Source organism: Photorhabdus sp. RM323S (assembly GCF_042879375.1).
Lineage (GTDB): Bacteria > Pseudomonadota > Gammaproteobacteria > Enterobacterales > Enterobacteriaceae > Photorhabdus > Photorhabdus tasmaniensis.
In genome coordinates, this window is record NZ_JBHFKZ010000043.1 from 15,317 (window position 1) to 36,340 (window position 21,024).

General features: G+C 42.6%; 21 protein-coding genes and 2 pseudogenes. 8 read left to right on the plus strand and 15 right to left on the minus strand.

The window, feature by feature from the left end; genetic code table 11:
• The first annotated feature begins 182 nt into the window (after positions 1 to 182).
• Entirely contained in the window at positions 183 to 653 is a 471-nt protein-coding gene (cynS, locus tag ACGF7G_RS16220) for a cyanase (protein WP_387466820.1), read from the plus strand.
• Positions 654 to 734: 81 nt separating this feature from the next.
• Here cynS and ACGF7G_RS16225 read toward each other — a convergent pair whose 3' ends face one another.
• Positions 735 to 2,261, minus strand: a complete 1,527-nt coding sequence (locus tag ACGF7G_RS16225; RefSeq protein WP_387466821.1) for a flavin-containing monooxygenase — start codon at positions 2,259 to 2,261, stop codon at positions 735 to 737.
• 26 nt (positions 2,262 to 2,287) lie between these two features.
• The gene (locus ACGF7G_RS16230; protein WP_387466822.1) at positions 2,288 to 3,163 is read right to left on the minus strand and encodes an alpha/beta fold hydrolase; all 876 of its coding nucleotides are present in this window, start codon (positions 3,161 to 3,163) and stop codon (positions 2,288 to 2,290) included.
• Positions 3,164 to 4,049: 886 nt separating this feature from the next.
• On the opposite strand from ACGF7G_RS16230, the gene ACGF7G_RS16235 reads away from it, so the two are divergent.
• Together ACGF7G_RS16235 and ACGF7G_RS16240 are read left to right on the plus strand one after the other, a co-directional pair.
• Positions 4,050 to 4,547: a hypothetical protein gene (locus ACGF7G_RS16235; protein ID WP_387466823.1), complete on the plus strand. Its 498-nt coding sequence runs from the start codon at positions 4,050 to 4,052 to the stop codon at positions 4,545 to 4,547.
• The gene (locus tag ACGF7G_RS16240) at positions 4,547 to 5,020 is read left to right on the plus strand and encodes a hypothetical protein (protein WP_133814494.1); all 474 of its coding nucleotides are present in this window, start codon (positions 4,547 to 4,549) and stop codon (positions 5,018 to 5,020) included. The genes ACGF7G_RS16235 and ACGF7G_RS16240 overlap by 1 nt, the downstream gene beginning before the upstream one ends.
• A 785-nt stretch (positions 5,021 to 5,805) precedes the next feature.
• Here ACGF7G_RS16240 and ACGF7G_RS16245 read toward each other — a convergent pair.
• Positions 5,806 to 6,027 carry a helix-turn-helix transcriptional regulator gene (locus ACGF7G_RS16245; protein WP_133814493.1) on the minus strand — a complete coding sequence of 74 codons (222 nt, stop codon included), beginning with the start codon at positions 6,025 to 6,027 and terminating at the stop codon, positions 5,806 to 5,808.
• 289 nt (positions 6,028 to 6,316) lie between these two features.
• On the opposite strand from ACGF7G_RS16245, the gene ACGF7G_RS16250 reads away from it, so the two are divergent.
• The gene (locus ACGF7G_RS16250; RefSeq protein ID WP_387466825.1) at positions 6,317 to 6,595 is read left to right on the plus strand and encodes an NIPSNAP family protein; all 279 of its coding nucleotides are present in this window, start codon (positions 6,317 to 6,319) and stop codon (positions 6,593 to 6,595) included.
• A 9-nt stretch (positions 6,596 to 6,604) separates the two neighbouring features.
• On the opposite strand, the gene ACGF7G_RS16255 is transcribed toward ACGF7G_RS16250, so the two are convergent.
• Together ACGF7G_RS16255 and ACGF7G_RS16260 are read right to left on the minus strand one after the other, a co-directional pair.
• Positions 6,605 to 7,371, minus strand: a protein-coding gene (locus ACGF7G_RS16255; protein ID WP_387466826.1) for an IS5 family transposase whose coding sequence is annotated in 2 segments (ribosomal slippage) — positions 6,605 to 6,996 and positions 6,996 to 7,371 — 768 coding nt in all. Because the reading frame shifts where the segments join, the coding sequence is not laid out codon by codon here.
• A 152-nt stretch (positions 7,372 to 7,523) separates the two neighbouring features.
• Positions 7,524 to 7,835 (minus strand): hypothetical protein, encoded by a 312-nt coding sequence (locus ACGF7G_RS16260; protein WP_387466828.1) that lies wholly within the window; start codon positions 7,833 to 7,835, stop codon positions 7,524 to 7,526.
• 479 nt (positions 7,836 to 8,314) lie between these two features.
• Between ACGF7G_RS16260 and ACGF7G_RS16265 the strand changes: the two genes are divergently transcribed.
• Together ACGF7G_RS16265 and ACGF7G_RS16270 are read left to right on the plus strand one after the other, a co-directional pair.
• The gene (locus ACGF7G_RS16265) at positions 8,315 to 8,608 is read left to right on the plus strand and encodes a S24 family peptidase (protein WP_387466852.1); all 294 of its coding nucleotides are present in this window, start codon (positions 8,315 to 8,317) and stop codon (positions 8,606 to 8,608) included.
• Positions 8,609 to 9,100: a hypothetical protein gene (locus tag ACGF7G_RS16270; protein WP_387466829.1), complete on the plus strand. Its 492-nt coding sequence runs from the start codon at positions 8,609 to 8,611 to the stop codon at positions 9,098 to 9,100.
• On the opposite strand, the gene ACGF7G_RS16275 is transcribed toward ACGF7G_RS16270, so the two are convergent.
• The 6 genes and pseudogenes from ACGF7G_RS16275 to ACGF7G_RS16300 form a co-directional block, all read right to left on the minus strand.
• Positions 9,093 to 9,824: a metallophosphoesterase family protein gene (locus ACGF7G_RS16275; RefSeq protein ID WP_387466830.1), complete on the minus strand. Its 732-nt coding sequence runs from the start codon at positions 9,822 to 9,824 to the stop codon at positions 9,093 to 9,095. The two genes, ACGF7G_RS16270 and ACGF7G_RS16275, sit on opposite strands and share 8 nt — an antisense overlap.
• Positions 9,824 to 10,516, minus strand: a complete 693-nt coding sequence (locus tag ACGF7G_RS16280; protein WP_387466832.1) for a VUT family protein — start codon at positions 10,514 to 10,516, stop codon at positions 9,824 to 9,826. Before ACGF7G_RS16280 ends, ACGF7G_RS16275 begins: the two co-directional genes overlap by 1 nt.
• A 526-nt stretch (positions 10,517 to 11,042) precedes the next feature.
• Positions 11,043 to 11,141 carry a hypothetical protein gene (locus ACGF7G_RS16285; RefSeq protein ID WP_387466833.1) on the minus strand — a complete coding sequence of 33 codons (99 nt, stop codon included), beginning with the start codon at positions 11,139 to 11,141 and terminating at the stop codon, positions 11,043 to 11,045.
• 303 nt (positions 11,142 to 11,444) lie between these two features.
• Positions 11,445 to 11,630, minus strand: a complete 186-nt coding sequence (locus ACGF7G_RS16290; protein WP_387466834.1) for a hypothetical protein — start codon at positions 11,628 to 11,630, stop codon at positions 11,445 to 11,447.
• A 786-nt stretch (positions 11,631 to 12,416) separates the two neighbouring features.
• A pseudogene (locus tag ACGF7G_RS16295) lies at positions 12,417 to 13,088 on the minus strand (IS5 family transposase).
• A gap of 32 nt (positions 13,089 to 13,120) precedes the next feature.
• A complete protein-coding gene (locus ACGF7G_RS16300) occupies positions 13,121 to 15,406 on the minus strand; it encodes an amidase (protein ID WP_387466835.1) in 2,286 nt (761 codons plus the stop codon).
• Positions 15,407 to 15,860: 454 nt separating this feature from the next.
• Here ACGF7G_RS16300 and ACGF7G_RS16305 point away from each other — a divergent pair.
• Positions 15,861 to 16,148: pseudogene (locus ACGF7G_RS16305) on the plus strand (XRE family transcriptional regulator); the annotation flags it as partial.
• Positions 16,149 to 16,460: 312 nt separating this feature from the next.
• On the opposite strand, the gene ACGF7G_RS16310 reads toward ACGF7G_RS16305, so the two are convergent.
• Positions 16,461 to 17,645, minus strand: coding sequence for an NAD(P)/FAD-dependent oxidoreductase (locus ACGF7G_RS16310; protein ID WP_387466836.1), 1,185 nt, complete (start codon positions 17,643 to 17,645; stop codon positions 16,461 to 16,463).
• A 299-nt stretch (positions 17,646 to 17,944) separates the two neighbouring features.
• On the opposite strand from ACGF7G_RS16310, the gene pitA reads away from it, so the two are divergent.
• Positions 17,945 to 19,435, plus strand: a complete 1,491-nt coding sequence (pitA, locus tag ACGF7G_RS16315) for an inorganic phosphate transporter PitA (protein ID WP_387466838.1) — start codon at positions 17,945 to 17,947, stop codon at positions 19,433 to 19,435.
• Between the two features lie 54 nt (positions 19,436 to 19,489).
• Here the strand turns inward: pitA and uspB are convergent, their stop codons facing one another.
• From uspB to ACGF7G_RS16330, 3 genes are all read right to left on the minus strand, one after another.
• Positions 19,490 to 19,825, minus strand: coding sequence for a universal stress protein UspB (gene uspB / locus ACGF7G_RS16320; RefSeq protein ID WP_133814485.1), 336 nt, complete (start codon positions 19,823 to 19,825; stop codon positions 19,490 to 19,492).
• A 510-nt stretch (positions 19,826 to 20,335) separates the two neighbouring features.
• A complete protein-coding gene (locus ACGF7G_RS16325) occupies positions 20,336 to 20,713 on the minus strand; it encodes a type II toxin-antitoxin system VapC family toxin (RefSeq protein ID WP_387466840.1) in 378 nt (125 codons plus the stop codon).
• Entirely contained in the window at positions 20,713 to 20,916 is a 204-nt protein-coding gene (locus tag ACGF7G_RS16330; RefSeq protein ID WP_387466842.1) for a type II toxin-antitoxin system VapB family antitoxin, read from the minus strand. Before ACGF7G_RS16330 ends, ACGF7G_RS16325 begins: the two co-directional genes overlap by 1 nt.
• Positions 20,917 to 21,024 lie beyond the last annotated feature (108 nt).

Here is a 21,024-nt window from a genome sequence, read left to right on the forward strand (position 1 = left end):
CATGCAAGATATTATTGAAGGCTTTTTACCATTCTAGCGCGAGATATTCCCGCAGCGTTGTGAGCTTTTCAAGCGGCCAGCTCGGCCAATTTGTTTCGCTTGCGGACTATACACAGGTTTTTGCAACCCAATCCATGTCTTACCACGGCATTTAACTAGCTCATTAATCCAAAGGAATCATTATGACACAATCTCAATACTCTCAAACTCCCCGCCAGATCCTTACCGATGCTATCATTGACGCCAAAACACACAAAAATTTGACATTTGAGGACATTGCACAGGGAACGGGTCTGAGTCTTGCATTCGTCACTGCTGCACTGCTCGGCCAGCATCCATTGCCAGCCGACGCTGCGAGAATTGTGGTTGACCGGCTTGAACTTGATGAGAATGCTTTCATTCTGCTACAAACTATCCCTGTGCGCGGTAGCATCCCAGGTGGTGTACCGACTGATCCGACTATTTATCGATTCTACGAAATGGTGCAAGTTTATGGCTCAACGCTTAAGGCGCTGGTCCATGAGCAGTTTGGTGATGGCATTATCAGCGCGATTGACTTCAAGCTTGATATCAAGAAGGTTGATGATCCTAATGGTGGTTCCCGTGCCGTGATTACCCTCGACGGGAAGTATTTGCCGACCAAACCATTCTAAAGTGATTGTTGGTATCGGCAAGGGAGATAAGCTCTCTCCCTTGCCATCTCAAAGAATGAATATCCAATCGCTGCTTAGAGCTTATGGGTTAGTGATTTCGGTTGTCGTATGAGACATATAAGGAGCAGGATCAAATTTGCTATTGTTCTGCCTGAAGGTATGAGCAAAATCAGGCCATATCAGTGTTAAACGCTTATTTCGGGAATCACGGTACCAGCTTGTACAATTATCTCCAACCCATACTGTGCCATTAACCTGTTCTTGTAATTCGGTTACATAACGATGTTGAGCTTCGGGAGAAACCTCAAGTACGCAGTTGTTATTTTTCGTGCTGTATTCAATAGCACCGAGAATGTACTCTATTTGAGACTCAATCATATAAATCATTGAATTATGAGTAAGAGTCGCATTCGGTCCGTTGATAATAAATAGATTTGGAAAACCTGTAACAGTGGTTGATGCAAATGCTTCCATACCCTGGGCCCAGTGATCTGCAAGGCTAAAACCATCACGGCCATGAACCAGGCGGGTATAAGGTGGTTGGGTGGTTTGAAAACCAGTACAGAAGATCAATACATCAAGTGGATAACTGTTGCCGGCCACTGAAACTGCATTTTGCCCGTCTATACGCTGTAAAGCTGATGTTTCGAGTTTAACGTTATCTCGTAGAAACGTAGGATAATAATTGCTTGCAATCACAAGCCTTTTACAACCCGCTTCATAGCTAGGGGTGAGTTTTGCACGTAATTCCGGATCGGGGATTTGCTGTTTAAGATGATCTGAGGCTATGCGCTTGAATTCTGCAAGATATTGCGGAATAGAACGACGGGCCGGATACAGAGATTCAAAATGCCAGAATATATCTGAACGAAGTGCGGGAATAGACTCTGGATCGCGTCGGAAACGCTGTTTTTCACTATCTGAATAACTTCGGTCAGGACGTGGAATGATGTAGGATGCGCTTCGCTGGAAAACAACAAGTTCAGAGACACTTTGAGCCACTTCTGGCACTATCTGCGTTGCTGAAGCACCCGATCCGATGATACCTACCCGCTTACCTTGAAGAGAGACATCATGTTTCCAGCAGGCTGAATGAAAAACTTCCCCAGTAAAGCTGCTCAAACCTTCGATCTGTGGAAGATTTGCATCTGTTAAATGCCCGGTGCCTGTTACCAAGAACCGCCCACTGAAAACACCTGCGGTGGTGATAATTATCCAACGCTCTTTTTGGTTATCCCAGTAGGCTTTTTCAACGTTGGCGCCAAAGCGGATATGAGGCAATAGCCCTTCATCCCTAGCTGTATCCTGAAGATAAGTGAATATTTCATTCCCTGGTGAAAAAATATGAGACCAGTCAGGATTGGGGCGAAATGAGTAAGAATAAAGGTGTGAGGGGATGTCACAGGCTACACCGGGATAAGTATTATCGCGCCAGGCGCCTCCTACATCATCGGCACGTTCGAGAATGAGGAAATTGTGCTGAGAACGGCGCTTAAGTTGGGCTCCCATACCAAGGCCGGCAAAACCTGCGCCGATGATAATAATCTCTGCATCTGTGACCTGCGATATATCTGCTTGTGGACTATGGTCTGGTGTACTTTTATTCATAATAGCTCTCCAAAGCGTAAAAGGGATTATATCTGGTCAGCGGGAATAATGGTCCCGGCAGGGTAAAGTGAAGGTGCCGCGCAGAACTGGTCAATAACCAACATTAATTGGGCAGGGCGTTCATAAATGACAGCGTGCCCGGCTTCTATCTCTATATAGCGTGCGTCCGGGATTGCGCCGAGAAGTGCTTTGCTGTGGTAAGTGGGGGTTATTTTATCGTGTGTACAGCCAATAATCAGCGTTGTGGCTTTTATCGTAGGAACAATCTGAGTGATATCAACCCGGGCATCAAGGTCTAGTTGCAATATATCGAATTCCCCCGAATTGATATTTTCAAATCCAGTTGGAGGTGGGTCTGGATACATATCCACATGACCAGGGACACCACCAACACAATACATGACAAATTCGGTAATAACCGGTGAGTTGGTCTCATATAAATGACGCCAGACAGCAACGAATCTTTCCATCTGTAAATCTGTTTTCATCCATCCTGCGAGCAGAACCAAATTACGAATCAGATCCGGACGTTTAGCGGCGACAGAAGCAGCAACGACAGAGCCCAGAGAATAACCTATCAGTGTGACAGATTCCCCCGGTGCAGCTGTTTCAATAACGGCTTCGACCTGTTTTCCAAGATGTTCAGGAGTCAGAATTTCGCCCGCTTTCACAGGTTGAGAAAAATCCAGTGATATAACAGAGTGTTTTGTGGCAAGTAGTGGAAATAGATGACTGAAATGCAGCGTTGTATTTCCGCTTGTACCATGCACTAACACTACAGTATTACTCTTGGCATTATCCTTAGTTAGGCTTGGAGGTTTAGCTGTGAAGAACCTGACATCCTTTCCATCTACCTTTACAGTACTTTCGTTAACATTAAATTCTTGATCGGATTTATTCATGGCAGTTATATATCTCCCTATAGATATGGGGTAATAGAATCTCAATATTGAGCTTTATTGGTTATCATGGTTGTCATTATTCTGTCTTGATAGTAATTAGTTCATTGAATAATTATCTTGTTGCTTCTTAAATAAAGTCATAACTAAGTATCAGGTTATTGTCAAATCCATAAGGTTGAAATTATGCCTATGCTTGAATATTTTTATTATAAAATTAAATGCTCTGAATTATTTATTCTATTTTAGCGATAAATAATCAAATCGCAAGTTATTAACCAGGATGAAATAATTATGATGCTAAGTATATCCGGGAATTGAGAGTTCAGAAATGAAAGTTATTGTTTCTTATAACAATAAATGACATCACCTTTTTTATCATTTGAAAGCCAATTCTTTGAGTGGGACAGTCAAGTTGGCAAGACAGAATAGGCGTGGCATTGTTTGCCAACTCAAGTTCAGTGTTTATTCCTGCTATTTATATCTGGAGATCAATATGATAATAACGCAAGGGCTCTGTCAAGCTGGCCGGAGAAAATATCAAAATATTAAGTCCATATATTGGACTGTTTTCTTAATTTCTTCTTTTACATTGACAGGTTTTCATCCTCATACCATAGTAATTACATCATATATGGTTTTTTTCTTTGACCTGTTGATTTTCTTGTATTCTCAAATAATTCATTTGATCTATTATTCTGATTTTATTCAGTAATAGTTAATACAATTAAGCGAAACTAATGATTGAAGCAAATTAGAGGTAATTTATGAAGGAAATACAATTTCCTCTGTTTTGGAAAAAAACAATTTGGATTCAGATTTAAAAAACACTATCAGACTATTTTCCGTAGTATTTTGTGATACTTAACGCACATTAAGGAGATGAAAAATGTCTAATCAAACTGTGAATGAACAATATCCGCGATATGCGGTGGCAGAAGGAGAAAAACGTGCTATACGCACGATTAAGTTATTTATCTCTCTGGGTTTTATCGCAGAGGCTGGATTTCTTTTAATGAGTTTTATTTTATTTCCCGACAATGGCCCGCTGGTATGGCGTCTGGTATGGGCTCTTGGTTTATGCGGTATTGGCATGGGGGCCGCGGTTGGGGGATTGACCTATCTGCTCTCAGCCCGTTTTATGCTTGGAAGCATTGGAGCTTATATCATGACCGCAGTGAGTAGCGCTCTGTTTTTCAGTGTTTGCCAGACACTTTGCTGGGGGCTGGATCACAACGTGGGGCTGAACTATTGGGGTTCAATAGAAATGCCGTTGTTATTCCTTATTAAGGGATACACTGCTGCACTCATTGCTGGCATTTTGGGCAGTTTTCTTCTTAACTCGATAAAAGGTGCAAGATTCCTTGACTGTCTAAAGGTGTTTTAGTGAATAAAGAATCGAGTTTGCCCAACAGCTTTGCTATTTCCGTATTTCTGGCTGTGCTGGCTGCGTGTCTGAATTTTATATTGTGGCGTGCCGATATTCTGGAAATGGCGCACAACACTGCGCTGAAAGGGTTAATGGCTGTTTGGTATATATTGGGCTGGGGTTTTGCTCCAGGTTGCCTGACCGCTCTCACCATCAATTCAATCAGAACAAGATTATCTCAGATGGTAGGGGCGGTGGTCGCCATGCTGATAAGTTTTCTGCTGGTGACGGGGATTTGCGGCCTGGTTTATGCCTACCTGACAAACTCTGCTTTCATGCAGATTGCTATGGGTGGCGAGGCTCATCATTATTCCCCGGTAAGCCAGGGAACTATTCTTGGTTTTATTGCGCAGTTGCTACCCAGTTTATGTGCGATCGTTATCTCGATAATAAATGCTTTTTCAATAAAAGTGGGAAAGCGGTTCAGGTGATAAGATTTGAATTTCTGGCACCGAAATTGTTGTTTTGGATTTATAGGTTATATAGGTCTATATATATTTCTCAAGCCAACTTCTGAAGCTCCATACAGTGAGCTTCAGGTCCTCCGACGTTTCTTTCCTTCTCTGTGTATTGAATATCATTTTGAATGTAGCCGTCATTCCGCACCTAATTCCTGATTTAAAAATAGTGTGATCTTTCGCATGTTTTGTGTATTTATTCTGGCCATCAACGAAATGGATAATGATGTGCTTGATATGGCAGCATTACTTTCCACTTACAAAGCCCAACAAAAGGTTGAGCGGGGCTTCAGCGCGTTGGGTGTTTTTAACCTTCGAAGGAATTAACACCTTTGAATTTCAAGAACACCGGATGGTGACGGGAATGCAGCCATACCAGAATGCATTGTTGAAAATATTGGGTCAATTATATGAGTCTTTTTATTCCCGAATGACAAAATCAGAAGGTGGCTGGATTGTCGCGATTTAGGTTTGGATGATGACACTTTGCAACGAGCCTTAACTACAAAAAGCCAAAATAGTCGTTTCAATGGGATGGAGTTTTGACGATCAGGGGAAAGAGTTTATCAGAATAAACTTAGGTTGTCCTCGTCAATATCTTGAAAAAGCAATCACTGGTTTAGTTCAGCTAACACCACTCGACAACAAAGCAGGGCGTTAATAGCCCTGCGTTAATTCTATTATCATACCTAAAGCTTCATAATAAAAGTTTCAGGTAATGCATTTCCTCTCATTGATTTTTATATGAGAAGTTCATGTTAATCTTGAAAACTAAGATATCTGCTCGGCCATATTTCGCAAGGCTCGCAATCCAAAGCAGTAGCAATGAGCCGTTCACCTTTAGGCCAAGGGCGGTGCATCGCATTACTTAAGGTGGATGATGCAAGCCCCGCTTCTCTTGAAACAGCAGATAATGACGTTCCCCGTTTTTTAAGCTCCGCAATAATATCCGCTGGGTGCCAGTCGTCTTTTACAATCATTCCTTTCTTTTCTCCTCAGTTTGGTTATTCAAAGTGCTATATTCATACTTTCTTCAAATTGATATTTTTATATTTCTCAAGCAGCATTAGATATGCTTAACCACTCATAATGAATAGATATTCATAATAATTTGAACGTATTTAAAAAAAATTTATAAACAATGTATTAACGTTTCATTCTTGTTTAAGAATAATGCGTATATCGAACATAATCCCTCTCTCAAAATCGTTACTTCAGGCTGTAGTATTCTTGGTTTTTCTGAAGGTTAATTTGCGAGGCAAGAACAGTATGGGGGCAGTGATAGAAGTGCTTCAATACATACTAAAACCTGGTATGGAAATAACATTTTACTCCGTCATGGAAAATCAAAGTGTTCCACTTCATCAGCAGTGTGGGATGAGGGGGCTGAGGTTTGGTAACTCTCTGCATGATGTTGATAGTTACTACCTGGCGCGAACATTTCAAAATATGTCAGACCAATTAAAACATTTTTATGATGATCTACGTTGGAAAAAAGGGCCGCAGGCTGCCATCATTGAAATGACCAATGATAGTCACTGTGTATAGATAGTATCGTCATAAAATGCTTAACCAAAGAGGGAGACAGCGGATCTGAACGCCAGCAAGAAATGAGCCACTATTTTTGGCATAACGGGTCGCTATACCACGCCAGCGTTTAAGATGCAGGAAAGCATTTTCAACTAAATGCCTGAGCCGATAGAGTTCCCGGTCATATTCTCGTCTCACTTTGCGATTTTTACGGCTGGGAATTTGCGCTTCCATACCTTGTTTTTCTGCTTGTTCAACAACGGCATTGCTGTCATAGCCCCGATCCGCCAATAAATGTGCCGCATCTATTCCTTCAATTAAGACCTCAGCTTGTGAGCAATCCGCTGTGGGACCGCTTGTAATAAGTACTCTGACCGGCATACCATGCGCATCCACGGCCAGATGTATCTTGGTATTGAGCCCCCTTTTGTACGCCCCATATCCTGATTGCCACCTTCCGCCCCTGCGGCATGGGGATGAACCTTAATGTGACTGGCGTCAATCATCAGCCATTCGAAATCCGGTTCAGAGATGAGTTCTTCAAGCAATCCTTCCCATACGCCTTTGTCACGCCACCGACAAAAACGGCGATGCGTATTTTTCCAATCGCCATAATCGGGGGGTAAATCTCGCCAGGGGGCCCCTGTCCGTAAAATCCAGAATACCGCATTAATAAATAGTCGATTATCATAAGCGACACGTCCCCAGGCGCCCTGACGTCCTGGTAAGTGAGGCTCAAGTAAATGCCAAACACGATCAGAGATATCGTGACGACGGTGTGCGGGTGTGCTCATGGTTAAGTCATCCATTCGTGTGATCAGGCGTTATTATGACATAAATTAATTCATGACGACACTATCTAGTACTACAGCCGTAATTCCCTTTTTCGACGAAATATATTCTCATAAGAAAACTTAATTCATGCGGTTTCTCAACGTTGTGAGCATCAGGAAAAATGCAGATTTCTGGCATCTACGGCTGTAGTACTAGTGATGTTTGACAACGAGAGCATAAAAAAGTGTGGAGCAATTACCACAAAATGAGTCCCGCTAACGATAAAATCTCTGACCCCTAAAGCAGCCAGAATAAGGGAGATATCGAAAGAAGACGGCAGTAAACGGCCATTGGCTATTTCTTGCATAGAGGACAAACTGCTCCAGCTCGCTACCAGCGATATCCTTTCAACCGAAACCCCAATAGTGCAGTGTGCATGTTTGCTACACTTCGAGATAAACACATAGTCCTCTGTGCTAGCCATGTGAACTCGAAAGAGCAGGTACTGATACAGTGGTAGCCCGATCCATATTTTTAAAGAGTGGTAGCTGGATAACGAAACTCTGCGGCGGAGCGCATAAATATTCAAAATAAACAACATCAATGAAAATAAGAGTCCTTGTGTTAAACCACTAGGTGCGTATTTACTCTTTGATTATTTTATCAATTCGGGGTGTAGCTGCACCTAAGCCCACTAATTGTAATTTTCAACAGCGATATCAGTTTCGCAACGTGCATAGATGAATCACTCCGTTAATGATAAACTGTCCGAAGAAGCGCGAAACCTAGCTAACAGATAATATAATAGCACGACAGGACATTTTAATTACACTTACCGATGTGGATTTTACCTCAGTGGGGGAGCCTCCAAGTAATATTAAGAGGATTCCTTTGATCCGATATAATGATATAGAAAACTATCTATCAAAAAAAACCAATTTTACAAGTAGTTATACAACTGAGGTGGACAATATTAATGATGATTCATTATGTGCTATTGAAATTACTAACAATGTCATGTCACCAGAATTAGAACGGGGAACACTTTGTATTATCTCGCAAAATGAGCTTTTCTGTGACGGAGACATAGTGTTAGTCAAAACAAAAAGTTACCCTATTTGCTTGCGAAGAGTTTTTGTTGGTGAGAATGGTTTTCAGTTTTCCAATATTTCCTTGGAATCTGATAGTTCACCCGTAGAATATACCGATTATACTATTTTTGGGGTTCTATTGAAAACAATTAAAAGGTTGAAATAGATGAAAATTAATATTTCCATATTTAAAGCAATTCAGAGAATATTTTCACCAGATTATATTTATACGATAGATAAAAGCATCAATTATAAGACAGAAAATTATTGGTTTTTCAAAGAGTTTGGTACACAAACGTATGTAAAGAAAACCTATGAACAACTTATTAATAGCGATTTTTTTCGTGAAGTAAATCCTAAAGATATTGCATTTATTGCCGAAACAGAGGCAAGAAAAAAGCTGATAGATACTAAATTATCCATCAGTGAAGAAACGAGATGCGGTGTTTACACAATAACTAACGGCAACAATGAAATCACTGTCACCGGAAAAGAGTTTATGAAAGACCGAGAATTGATCGATAATACCGCAGGCGTTGATGCCACGAGGATCGCCTTCTACACGGGATTGAGAAAAGGCAGAGAAATATCAAACAAGTTGGCACAACAAAAACCGTCAGATCACAAATTTAATCAGCCTTTGAAGTTGGTTAAATGAAGTAAGTTTCAACAAATACTGGTTCATTGAAAGATATGATATTAAAACCACTCGTATTTACCGTATTGACATAATTCGTTCCATTCTCCCACTGATAACATACAGCCGGGGAAACAGATAATAGAAGGTCGCCTATTTTTCGTTGAAAAAGTGTATGTGCATGACCTGAGCCAACAAATTTTACTGGGTATTTTTGGCACAATGTAAGTAATTCCTTTGTGTTCTGTAAGTTGCATATATCTACCAAAGGTGTACCGACAGGTAATAGATGATGATGCAAAAATAAAGCGATATTTCTATGACCAGAACGCCTCATTTTTTCTTCTAGTTTTTCAATTTCATCTTCATCTACCTTTCCGTAATCTTTACCTTCAACCACGCTGTTCAGACTGATAAAACTCCATTCATCATTAGATAAGTCTTCAATATTTTTAATATTTTTCTGACCAATACTGTTATGTAACAGCACCGCTGGATTATCATGATTACCCGGCAAAATAGCATAGGGCAGATTCAGACATGCTAGTTCCTGAAAAAAAATCTTATATGACTGCTCTCCGCCATCATGAGATATATCACCAGTGATCACTAACGCATCAATGTTCAGTATCCTCTTATGCTTAAGAATAAATTTAATAGTTTCAATATAGTGAGTATCGTTGTTTTCTTTAAGGTCACAGTAATTAGAAAAAATATGAATATCAGTAAGTTGAAGAATTCTCATTATGGTTTTCTCTCATTTTTTTCAGTAAAAACATTGAGAGGATTATACGATGTATTCCAATCGAAATAATCCGTCTTTTCTATTTTTTTAACCAAGTCAACCAAACAAACAGCAAGCGGCAACAAGCAAATTGACATAAATACTTTATAGTTCCAAGTTGTAGATATTATATTTATCAATTCATTTATGTTATATTTACCAGATAAACTTATAGGGTATGAAGTCAGCAATAATGCAGCCTGTGTAGACATTGAAGCTATCAAGTATCGGATGAAAAAATATTGACCGGAAAAAACTATTTTTAGTTTGGATATTACTATGCCGTTGAAAAAATAAGATATCGGGACAGAAAACCACGTACCGATCATCACCCGCCAGAATTCATGATAGAGAGCGTAGTAGTTTTCTGCAATAACATTATTTTCGCTTTGAATAACTGAGGTAATATTCAGCGGTAGTACATAAATGGTCTGACAGAAAACCATAATCCATACCGATCTCACTGCCAATTTATAGCCATATACTTCTGTTAATAATGTAGAGAAGAGAAAGCATAAAGAAAAAATAATACCACTGGCTGTAATTTTAAGTTGATAAATGTCATATACTTTATATACCAGTGTGTCACAGGTGATCATTATAGTCACAGTTAAACCAACAAAAAAACCATACAGCTTGTATGTAGAAAGCATTTACCTTGTCCTTACAGAAGATGAGTTTAAATATTAGCGAATTTTATTCTAATGAGTTTTTTATTATAATTCCAAGTTAAGCTGTTAGTTCCAATTTAGCACTGATAACATCCAGCCAGAGCGCTAAAAGTCATTTTTTTTCACATTCACTAAATCATTGTCATTAATTCAGCATTCCCATTGTAGCAGCAGACAGGTTGACAAGAGAGTTTTTGTTTGAAAGTTTTCAAGGCTGGAAACATTGCTACCACAAAGATCTTTAATAGTTTCCACCGTATACGAAAACGGCTTTTCGTGGCTACTGTAGAAGGCCTAGTGGAAACAAAGCTACGATTTGACAATTTTTATCTTATTTGTTGATATGTCAATTTATTATAGACAATGGTAGGAATGGTAGGACAGTGTACAAAAACTATGTCCGATAAATATGTGGTGTCCAAAAATCATTTTGTATATCTCAAAATGCAGTAACCGAAGCCGAACAGTTACGGGCAGAGTCAAATGTCGTCAAATCATAGCTTGGTTCCTAATAAGCCGATAACGGGCTTTCACCACTTTCTAGCCTCCTAGCGAAAATTTCATTATTTGTTTCCTGTTGCTTTAGCAATCGCAGAGCAGAGCGCATGACTTCACTCACAGAGCTGTAATGGCCGCTGTCTATTAACCGACGATAAAAGAATCAAGTTGTTCGCCAATCGTAACACTTGTTGTTCTGACCAGAACACCACTAGGCTAACTATCAACATAATGATATGAACACTTCCCCCTCGTGTCAATGTAAGACGGCAACTGGATTTTGTTCTTTTCCTGCCAAGCTGGGCTTTTAGCGATGGTTGACATGTTAGTAATGTTTAATTCGCTATGTGCCGTTGCAATGAGATATATCAGCGAAAGAGCTACCTAAAGGCATCCCATTACACACATCTCATCACTGTTGACGAGCAAAGCGCACGCCATCAACAAACACCGCAATGTCCGGCCTAGCCACATCAGCCGGTTGATCCGCCAGGCTACTACCAGGTACAGAGCCAGCGCTATCTCCCAACGCGCCCGGTACCAGTCCACGAGTATCCACTGCCTGCTCCAGCGTGTTCACCGGACGATTGCTCAACAAGCTCCACACCACCGTTTGACCCCGTTCGGCGGGTTCATCTCTTCTGCCACCACGCAGGTCACCGTCAAGCGGCCTTGTGCACCATCGTCCAGTTCGACCGATTCGGTGTGCAGTTGTTGAGTCACCTTACGTGTGCGGCGTCCGCGTCCGGGCGGCAGAGCAAAACTCACCTGGACCAGCACGGGGCCTGCGCGCGGGCTACGTGCTCGTAGCCTTCGAGCCAACGGGTGCTCTCCTTAATCCCTCCCCGCACGCCATCGGCATCCCGGGGCTCTCGTGCCCACATCCAAGCATTGAGCACACCCAGCGCTAATGTCTTGAATTCTTCTGTTACCCAGCTCATACGGTACCCCGAAATCTTTATGGACTATGGCGTGCAAGGTAAATTCCACTTTGACTCCGGTTTGTCCATCCGTGAACGCCGTTTATCCCGCGCTTTATCTTCCGGTTACCACTTGATTTTTCTGATTTTTTTTCCTGTGTACCCTTTTCTTTTTGCGGGCAATCGGCACAATTTGCTCCGGTAGAGACCCGATGCCTACGGCTTTTTTCAGAGGGTTTTACTGTACTGACATGAAGTCACTTATCATTAGCCGGACAGATATAAAGGTCTTGCTCCGCATGATAAATAAACCGCGATTTTGGGTAGATTTTTCTTGGGAGCCGGATGCGGTAATTCTGCAAGTCCGGTTCTGAGGAGGGGCTACCTGGGTGACCGAGTAGGTCTATTCACCCTTTGCCCCATTGCTGGTGGGAAAAATGATGATCTACTACTAGATAGTATCGTCATAAAATTCTTAACCAAAGAGGGAGACAGCGGATCTGAACGCCAGCAAGAAATGAGCCACTATTTTTGGCATAACGGGTCGCTATACCACGCCAGCGTTTAAGATGCAGGAAAGCATTTTCAACTAAGTGCCTGAGCCGATAGAGTTCACAGTCATATTCTCGTCTCACTTTGCGATTTTTACGGCTGGGAATTTGCGCTTCCATACCTTGTTTTTCTGCTTGTTCAACAACGGCATTACTGTCATAGCCGTGATACCCGCTTGTAATAAGTACTCTGACCGGCATACCATGCGCATCCACGGCCAGGTGTATCTTGCTATTGAGTCCCCTTTTGTACGCCCCATATCCTGATTGCCACCTTCCGCCCCTGCGGCATGGGGATGAACCTTAATGTGACTGGCGTCAATCATCAGCCATTCGAAATCCGGTTCAGAGATGAGTTCTTCAAGCAATCCTTCCCATACGCCTTTGTCACGCCACCGACAAAAACGGCGATGCATATTTTTCCAATCGCCATAATCGGGGGGGTAAATCTCGCTAGGGGGCTCCTGTCCGTAAAATCCAGAATACCGCATTAATAAATAGTCGATTATCATAAGCGACACGTCCCTAGGTGCCCTGACGTCCTGGTAAGTGGGGCTCAAGTCAATGCCAAACACGATCAGAGATATCGTGACGACACTATCTAGGTGTCCGCCTGTTTAACCAATATGTTGTGGGGTGCCGCCAGGTATACACGCAGGTATGTCTGCTGGTGGATGTACAGATGATGGCGTAGTCCCGTCGCCGATCTGTATTGCCGCTTTACTCTTGCTTACCGGCAATTTGATACTTTTGGTTGCCACGGCCGTATTACCATATTCGTCTTTAGAAATAACAACCACGAAAAGTGCTTCGGCAGCTAATGCTGTGATGTTGTAGTATTTTTTGGTGTCAACTTTCGCCTGCCAGTTAACCAAATCGCCATCAAATGGTGTCTTTATCCCATTAACATAAATACGCGTTGTCGCAATTTTACTTATGTCCTTCGCCGTACCAGAAATTGTAAGCGTAGTACCAGCAAGAGATGCATTCAATACTAACACCGGGGGCAGTTTATCTGTACGTTGCACCGGTGGAACTGTTTTTCCGTCTGAGTAGTCCAGTATTTCGTCGGCCAATGGGGGAACCCGGGTTGCTATGGTTCTGTTATTGGTGGCGAATTCATAAGCGTATGCGTACCGAAGAAGATCGTTGTCGCTGTAAGCTGGGCCAATGAATGTTAAGTTAACAGGAATACCAGTGTCCTTCATGGTCCCCATGCTCACTGAAACACTTGGGATGCCCAAGTGACGGAGAACATAGTTGGTGTTTGAGTAAAAGTTACCGTTCTGCAATGCTTCTTCGTACGAGATATCATTGACATCTGCGTTGGCCTTACCGATGTTGCTGTTTGCGGGAAAAACAATGAGATCAAGCTTCTCCGCCTTCATCCAGTCCTCAAGGTCTATCTTTCGCGTTTCTTCGAGGCCGCGGAGCATAGTCGCAAAACCCGGTAGTTTCTCAATGGGCTGGACCCCAGCTTTGATTGTGTCGATGAGCAATTTATAATCTGAATTTCGATTAAATCCGCGACACGCATCGACGGATCCTGGCGGGTTCGGAAATACTGTTGCCGGGTCGATATTAGTCCAAGAAGGGAAATTCGGGTCTCCTACGTTCTTGAGGAACTCTTCGGCCACATAGGAATTTATATAGTTAAACTCCAATTCCATCCAGTCGAGTGGAATAAGTCCGCGTTCTTCCATCGTTCTAGTGCCTACACGGTCCCCCTCATAATTATTCTGGAGTGGGAAATCGATTTCAATCACGTCAGCGCCAAGCGCACGAAGGTCTGTAGCAGCCTTATCCCAAAGTTCAATGATAGACGGCCTGATGCGAATGGGAGCACTGCCACCAAAATCTTTGCCAATGTATATCTTTGGAACGCCAACTCTTCGTCCCTTCAACGAATTTGTGTCTCTGAGTTCAAGATAGGTTTTAGGGCGTGCTGAAGTCACAGCAGGTAGTTTGACAACTTTCTGATGACGCCAGAGGTCTCCCTCTGTGATCGGATCATCAACCACTACCACATCCAGGACTCGAAGCATATCCTCAACAGTACGTGTATGCGGGACAACCACATCACGTATAGGGTACAGAGGCCAATTGCCTCGGATTGAGATCAATCCACGTGAAGGAGTATAGGCCACCAGAGCATTGTTAGAAGCAGGTGAACGACCAGACGACACGGTTTCCTCTCCCATCCCGAAGGCCGCAAAATTTGCAGCCGTTGCGGTAGCTGAACCGTTCGATGAACCGGAAGACCATGCGGCCGTAAGATAGTCGGCGTTGTAGGGACTTTCCGCACGACCATAAACACCTCGCTGCATGCCACCGGCTGCCATCGGAGGCATGTTTGTTTTTCCGATGAGAACCCCACCAGACTCCCGAATCTTTTTAATCGTGAAGGCATCATCTTTTGCTATCAGCTTTTTGAAGGCAGGCGATCCCGCAGCTACGGTGAGACCAGCAACCATATAGCTATCCTTAACAGTGTAAGGGATCCCGTGAAGAGGCCCGAGTATAATGCCTTCAGACCGCAGACGGTCTGCCTCCGCAGCCTCCTCAAACACTCTTGGATTTAAGACAGGAATGGAGTTCAGTTTTATACTATTGAGATCATAGGCATATACTCGGTTCAGGTACATTGTCGTCAATTCGACACTCGACAACGCACCAGCCTCCATCGCTTGCTGCATCTGTTTGATGGTTGCTTCTTGCAGCGAAAAAATCCGCGTGTTGGATGCATCAGCAGTTGGCATGAATACCATGTTCATGAATAATGAGCCCATCACTACTAGTACGTTGTTAGGTATGCTCCCGGTGAACTTCCTTAACCAGAATAGCCATGCATTACATGTAATAGGTTGACCTGACTGAATGGCAGTTATACTTTCTAAATCCATAATTAATCTCCAATAATGGATAAACGTAAGGATTCGTTAATTTTTTAATAGATAAATAAGTTATGTTTTATTTAATTTATATAACCATTAGTTGTCTTTTTTTGCTAAGGGCACATACTTGATGATGCCGCGCACGATAAATTTCACTCATCCGCTCGATAAATGAAGCGACAATTGCATTTCATCTATTGAAAAATTTTTACACAACTAGCGTCATAAATTACGGCTGCAATTTACCCATTTTTCCTTTGAATCTGTAGCACGGTAACCAATTCTGCACAGTTAGACGGTATATTTTGCACTCATTAAACGGGGTTAACACCTCTATCATAATGCACAGTACAGAATAAAATGCCTAATTAGATGAAAATGATTGGAATACATGCAGCTATGATTTTAGCTGAACTTGTACCTACTTGGGTGACCGGGTAGGTCTACTCACCTTAGACCCCTTAAAGATTACGAAGAATGGCTCAATATTGTTAAGGATAAAGCGTTTCGGGCTGGCGTTCCTCTCAGGGCAGAACTGCTCGCGTTAGTTTATAATTCTGGTGACAATCTCGGTCTTGAAGCCGAAGCAGAAAGTTTGGGGTTCAATTCTTCACGTATTCATCCAGATATTTATATGAACGAACTTCTGGTCGGTATGCGTATGATTCACCAGGTTCTTCCTGCGATATTGAAGAAGCTGGAAATTGACAAAGAATTTGAACTGGATCCATCTGCTTTTCATATAGGATGATTCTGTTATTAAACATAAACACCTAGTTCATCTGGCAGACTCCTAAAACCGGGATGTTTTGCCAGATGTATAACGAGCGTATAAGACAGAACTTTAACTGAAATAGCAATTATTCTTAAGTGCATCTTTCGTTATGAAAGCATACTGGAATCTGATGCCAGACAGCTGTGTATACAATTACATATGACTGTAAGAAAGTTTCGGTACAGTTAGAACGATTTTGCAGGCGAAGATGTATTGACATGCCCAGAATTCTCTTCTCAGTTAGCCACTAACACTTTATTAACGAATAATCCTACTCCTGCACAAAAGTTACAACGCCTGCGCACACGCCCAGGCGGAACTCCATGCCCACTGGAAATTGTAGCCACCAAGCCAGCCGGTGACGTCTACCACTTCACCGATAAAATAGAGTCCTTTTACCTGATTAGCCTCCATTGTTTTGGATGAAAGCTGATGAGTGTCCACGCCGCCCATCGTCACTTCAGCAGTACGATAGCCTTCAGTACCGTTGGGTTGTACTTGCCATGATTGAAGATTTGTCATCAATTGTTTTTGCTGAACTGAGTTCAATTGCTTAAGAGAAATATCTGGGAGTTGACCGAGTGTTTGCAGACATTCTGTCAACCTCTTCGGTAATAATTTTGCCAAGGTATTCTTTACGCTTTGGTTTGGGTGAGCACTCCGTTCTTTCTCCAGAAACGTTTCCAGATCAATATTTGGAAGTAAGTTAATACTCACAAACTCTCCCGGCTGCCAATAACTGGAAATTTGTAAAATTGCCGGGCCGGAAAGTCCTCGGTGGGTAAACAGGATATTTTCTTTGAATAGCGTGCCATTTTCAGCGGTGGCAATGGCGGGAACGGACACACCGGAAAGCATATGAAGTTGCTCCAGTAGTGGTTTATGCAGAGTAAAAGGCACGAGAGCGGCGCGGGTTGACAAGACTTTCAGGCCAAACTGTTCTGCAACCCGATAACCAAAAGGGGTTGCGCCAAGGCCTGGCATAGATAACCCACCGGAAGCGATGACTAGTGAGCGTGTACTTACTTCCTTTCCATTAACAGTGATAACGAAACCCAGCTCCTTTTTTTCTACGTGGTTAACTTCGCTACGCAGACGAACAGTGACCTGACCAGCCTCACACTCTTTTAGCAACATATCAACTATCTGTTGAGCTGAATCATCGCAAAAAAGCTGCCCCAGGGTTTTTTCGTGGTAAGCAATGCCATGGTGCTGAACCAGATCAATAAAATCCCACTGTGTATAGCGGGCTAGGGCAGATTTGCAGAAATGGGGATTAGCGGAAAGATAAGCTGATGGCTCCGTGTACATATTAGTGAAGTTACAACGCCCACCACCGGACATCAAAATCTTACGCCCGGTTTTTTTGCCATTGTCCAGAACCAGCACCCGTAAACCACGTTGTCCGGCTTGAGCTGCGCAAAACAGACCGGCTGCACCGGCACCAACAATAACTACATCAAATCTTTCCACTATTTCTCTCTTTATAACCGAATAATTTAGCGGGAACTTCCCTTAAAGTGTTGCATTTTTGATAATTTTGCGGGAAAAAGTTCCCGTATGACCTGAATTTGTCAGATAAACTTATTTTTTGTCTTAAAATTGTCAATTTTTTAAAAGATATGCAATTTTATGATATATAAGGAATATTCTCATTTCTTATTGTTATCTGGTTGTCATGAAATCAAAAAAAGTTCATATTTCACTTTCCCCGCTAGCATTTGTCACTGATAATGCGCCGCGTTCATGTCCAACTAACTGGCTTAACGTTTATGCTACATCTTTTTACTGGCCTGGATTTTCACACCAGCCTAATGTTAGTACTGGCACTGCTGTTTGTGCTGTTTTATGAAGCCATTAATGGCTTTCATGATACCGCGAATGCGGTAGCAACAGTTATTTATACCCGTGCTATGCGAGCACAGTTCGCAGTTGTCATGGCTGGGGTATTTAACTTTTTTGGTGTTCTTCTTGGTGGATTAAGTGTCGCCTACGCGATTGTACATTTACTCCCTACCGATCTTCTGCTCAATGTCAGTTCTGCTCATGGTCTTGCCATGGTGTTTTCCATGCTGCTGGCTGCCATTGTCTGGAATCTTGGTACCTGGTATTTCGGTTTACCTGCATCCAGTTCTCATACCCTGATTGGTTCCATTATTGGTATCGGCTTGACCAATGCCATCGTGACCAACTCTTCTGTGGTTGATGCACTGAATGTGCCGAAGATGATACAGATTTTCCTGTCGTTGATCCTCTCTCCTTTCATCGGATTGATCATTGCTGGGGCAATCGTGTTTCTGCTGCGCCGTTACTGGAGTAGCACCAAGAAACGCAAACGTATTCATCTGACACCCGCTGAACGTGAGAAGAAAGACGGTAAACGTAAACCACCTTTCTGGACGCGTACTGCGCTAATTTTGTCTGCGGTAGGAGTAAGTTTCTCTCATGGGGCGAATGATGGTCAGAAAGGCATTGGTTTAATTATGCTGGTGCTGATCGGCGTAGCTCCGGCGGGATTTGTCGTAAACATGAATGCTAATGGCTATGACATTGCACGTACTTACGATGCAGTTACTCACCTGCAACAATATTATCAGCAGCATGGTACTGCGTTATCTCATGCCATTGAACTGACGCCATTGGTTGCTGTTGTTGAAGATGAGCCGGAAGGGCGATTCCATTGTGACAGCACTCGTGCTGTAGTTGTTCTCAATCAGACAGAAAGCATATTGAAGGGCATTCAGAGCTATAGTGGGCTGAATCCTGAACAGCGTAACAATATGCGCCGCATGTTGATGTGTATTGCCGATACTGTGGAAGCTGTGGCTAAACTGCCGGAAACCAGTGCTGAAGATGCCCGTTTTCTGAATAAACTGCGTAAAGACTTATTGCATACTGTTGAGTATGCACCTGTCTGGATCATCATTGCGGTGGCACTGGCACTGTCCTTAGGAACTATGGTTGGCTGGCAACGCGTTGCGGTGACTATCGGCGAGAAGATTGGTAAGAAAGGTATGACCTACGCACAGGGTGTTTCAGCGCAGATGACTGCGGCTGTTTCAATTGGTGTTGCGAGTTATACCGGGATGCCGGTTTCGACTACACAGGTTCTTTCCTCTGCGGTAGCGGGGACGATGTTGGTTGATGGTGGTGGTGTTCAGGGTAAAACAATCAAGAACATCATGTTGGCTTGGATACTGACGCTACCGGTTTCAATTGGGTTATCTGGTATTTTTTACTGGTACGCTTTGAAACTGATTTAATTGTTTTGACGAAAAATTTGAAGGCGGTATGGGTTAACTATACCGCCTTTTGTTTTAGTACCAAATCAACATAGAAATCAGACAAACAACAACTAATCCACTCAGCGCGCTCGTCAGAATAAATTGCCTTCTCAGCCGTTCACAGCGGAGCACCACTTCTGGATCATGATGATCCAGGTAACGTTGTGAATTGATATAGTGTACGAGCCTTATCTGCTTATTGAGCTGTCCATGAGCAGTAAAAAAACCGTTACCGTCTACTGATTGATAAAGCAAGGGATCGGACTGGCGAAGAATAGACAACAATGCCCGCAGTGAAGAGAAGTAGCGCATCATATTCATAATGCAGACAAGACACAGCGCCCAAAACAGTACAATTGAACTGAACATAATCCCCCTCCTTAGAATGGTTTAGCCAAAGCTGTCACAAAAGGAAAAAAATCAAAATTGCAGGCGGTGATGCCTTATATTTATTGTAGGAAAGATAGTCAGATAGTACAAAAAACCCTTCCTTGGAGCAAAGTTATTGTCTTTCTTTAGCGTGGCGGTTAAGTCGTGGTGATTGTAGTATATGAGCATTTTTGGGTGGAAGTGGAGAAGCATAATTATTACATTAAATACGCCTGAAAAAGGATTATTAACATAATCGATAATAAAGAAAAATTAATTAAGATTTCTCTTTAAAGGCAAATTTTTTAAAAATAGATTGCTGTCATTACTCATTATAGATTTTTTTGCGCGCCTATCCAAAACACAAAATCAACGGTATTTGTTGAATCAACTGTTAATGAGGTGATAGCAAAGCGAATGGCAAAAAAACAGCAAATGCAATGACTGCGTAAAAAATACACATATTTTTATGTTCTCCTAAGCGCTCTGGAGACGCAGCCAGCGCTACGGTCAATGAATCGGCTGATAACTCGCATTAAGACGTTTAGCCAATCTCTCAAGTTGCTTATCCAATGTCCAAAGTCTTGCTCCTGGCGTTATCAGGGTTGATGCCAGCAACGTAATATCAACCAAACCACATCCAAGCCCGTACAGTTTTTCGTTTTCAATAAACGCCATCACTTCGGCAATACTGGCCTGATGGCTCGGAGGTAAGAGACCTAGATCACCAAGTGTTCGCAGTCTTGGAGCCGGAGGGGTACTACAGGCTATCTCTGCCAATACCATTGGATGAATCAGAACCAGATCCCAGCTCAGTAACTGAATCAACCCGTCATTCCGGTTTTTGAAATGGTCAACCCAGACGGACGTATCAACCAAAATAGTCATTATGCGGATGGCTCCTCGCGGCGGCGGGGAATCCTCTGCATTTCAGGCGATGTACCGCCGAGCGAAGCCAGCCTTTTTGCCGCCTGCACCCGAACAAACGTTTTCATCGCTTCCCGGAAAATATCAGCTTTGTCCATGCTAGGATCGGCCATTTCCAGCGCCTGTGCATACAGCACATCATCAATCGTGACAGTAGTTCGCATTTGATTACCTCATTGATTCAGATATTGATGTAATATTGCATCAATATCTGAATCAATGCAAGAGCATAAATCATCAGGTGCAATTGCGTTAACCTGTTGCCATTTTAG

What these genes read in the sequence shown, in the direction of transcription:
- ACGF7G_RS16225 (WP_387466821.1), bottom strand. Translation starts at nt 2,261, where the DNA reads ATGAATAAAAGTACACCAGACCATAGTCCACAAGCAGATATATCGCAG.
- ACGF7G_RS16330 (WP_387466842.1), bottom strand. Translation starts at nt 20,916, where the DNA reads ATGCGAACTACTGTCACGATTGATGATGTGCTGTATGCACAGGCGCTG.
- pitA (WP_387466838.1), top strand. Translation starts at nt 17,945, where the DNA reads ATGCTACATCTTTTTACTGGCCTGGATTTTCACACCAGCCTAATGTTA.
- ACGF7G_RS16270 (WP_387466829.1), top strand. Translation starts at nt 8,609, where the DNA reads ATGAAAATTAATATTTCCATATTTAAAGCAATTCAGAGAATATTTTCA.
- uspB (WP_133814485.1), bottom strand. Translation starts at nt 19,825, where the DNA reads ATGTTCAGTTCAATTGTACTGTTTTGGGCGCTGTGTCTTGTCTGCATT.
- cynS (WP_387466820.1), top strand. Translation starts at nt 183, where the DNA reads ATGACACAATCTCAATACTCTCAAACTCCCCGCCAGATCCTTACCGAT.
- ACGF7G_RS16285 (WP_387466833.1), bottom strand. Translation starts at nt 11,141, where the DNA reads ATGCGCTCTGCTCTGCGATTGCTAAAGCAACAGGAAACAAATAATGAA.
- ACGF7G_RS16235 (WP_387466823.1), top strand. Translation starts at nt 4,050, where the DNA reads ATGTCTAATCAAACTGTGAATGAACAATATCCGCGATATGCGGTGGCA.
- ACGF7G_RS16275 (WP_387466830.1), bottom strand. Translation starts at nt 9,824, where the DNA reads ATGAGAATTCTTCAACTTACTGATATTCATATTTTTTCTAATTACTGT.
- ACGF7G_RS16230 (WP_387466822.1), bottom strand. Translation starts at nt 3,163, where the DNA reads ATGAATAAATCCGATCAAGAATTTAATGTTAACGAAAGTACTGTAAAG.
- ACGF7G_RS16250 (WP_387466825.1), top strand. Translation starts at nt 6,317, where the DNA reads ATGGGGGCAGTGATAGAAGTGCTTCAATACATACTAAAACCTGGTATG.
- ACGF7G_RS16260 (WP_387466828.1), bottom strand. Translation starts at nt 7,835, where the DNA reads ATGGCTAGCACAGAGGACTATGTGTTTATCTCGAAGTGTAGCAAACAT.
- ACGF7G_RS16280 (WP_387466832.1), bottom strand. Translation starts at nt 10,516, where the DNA reads ATGCTTTCTACATACAAGCTGTATGGTTTTTTTGTTGGTTTAACTGTG.
- ACGF7G_RS16300 (WP_387466835.1), bottom strand. Translation starts at nt 15,406, where the DNA reads ATGGATTTAGAAAGTATAACTGCCATTCAGTCAGGTCAACCTATTACA.
- ACGF7G_RS16245 (WP_133814493.1), bottom strand. Translation starts at nt 6,027, where the DNA reads ATGATTGTAAAAGACGACTGGCACCCAGCGGATATTATTGCGGAGCTT.
- ACGF7G_RS16325 (WP_387466840.1), bottom strand. Translation starts at nt 20,713, where the DNA reads ATGACTATTTTGGTTGATACGTCCGTCTGGGTTGACCATTTCAAAAAC.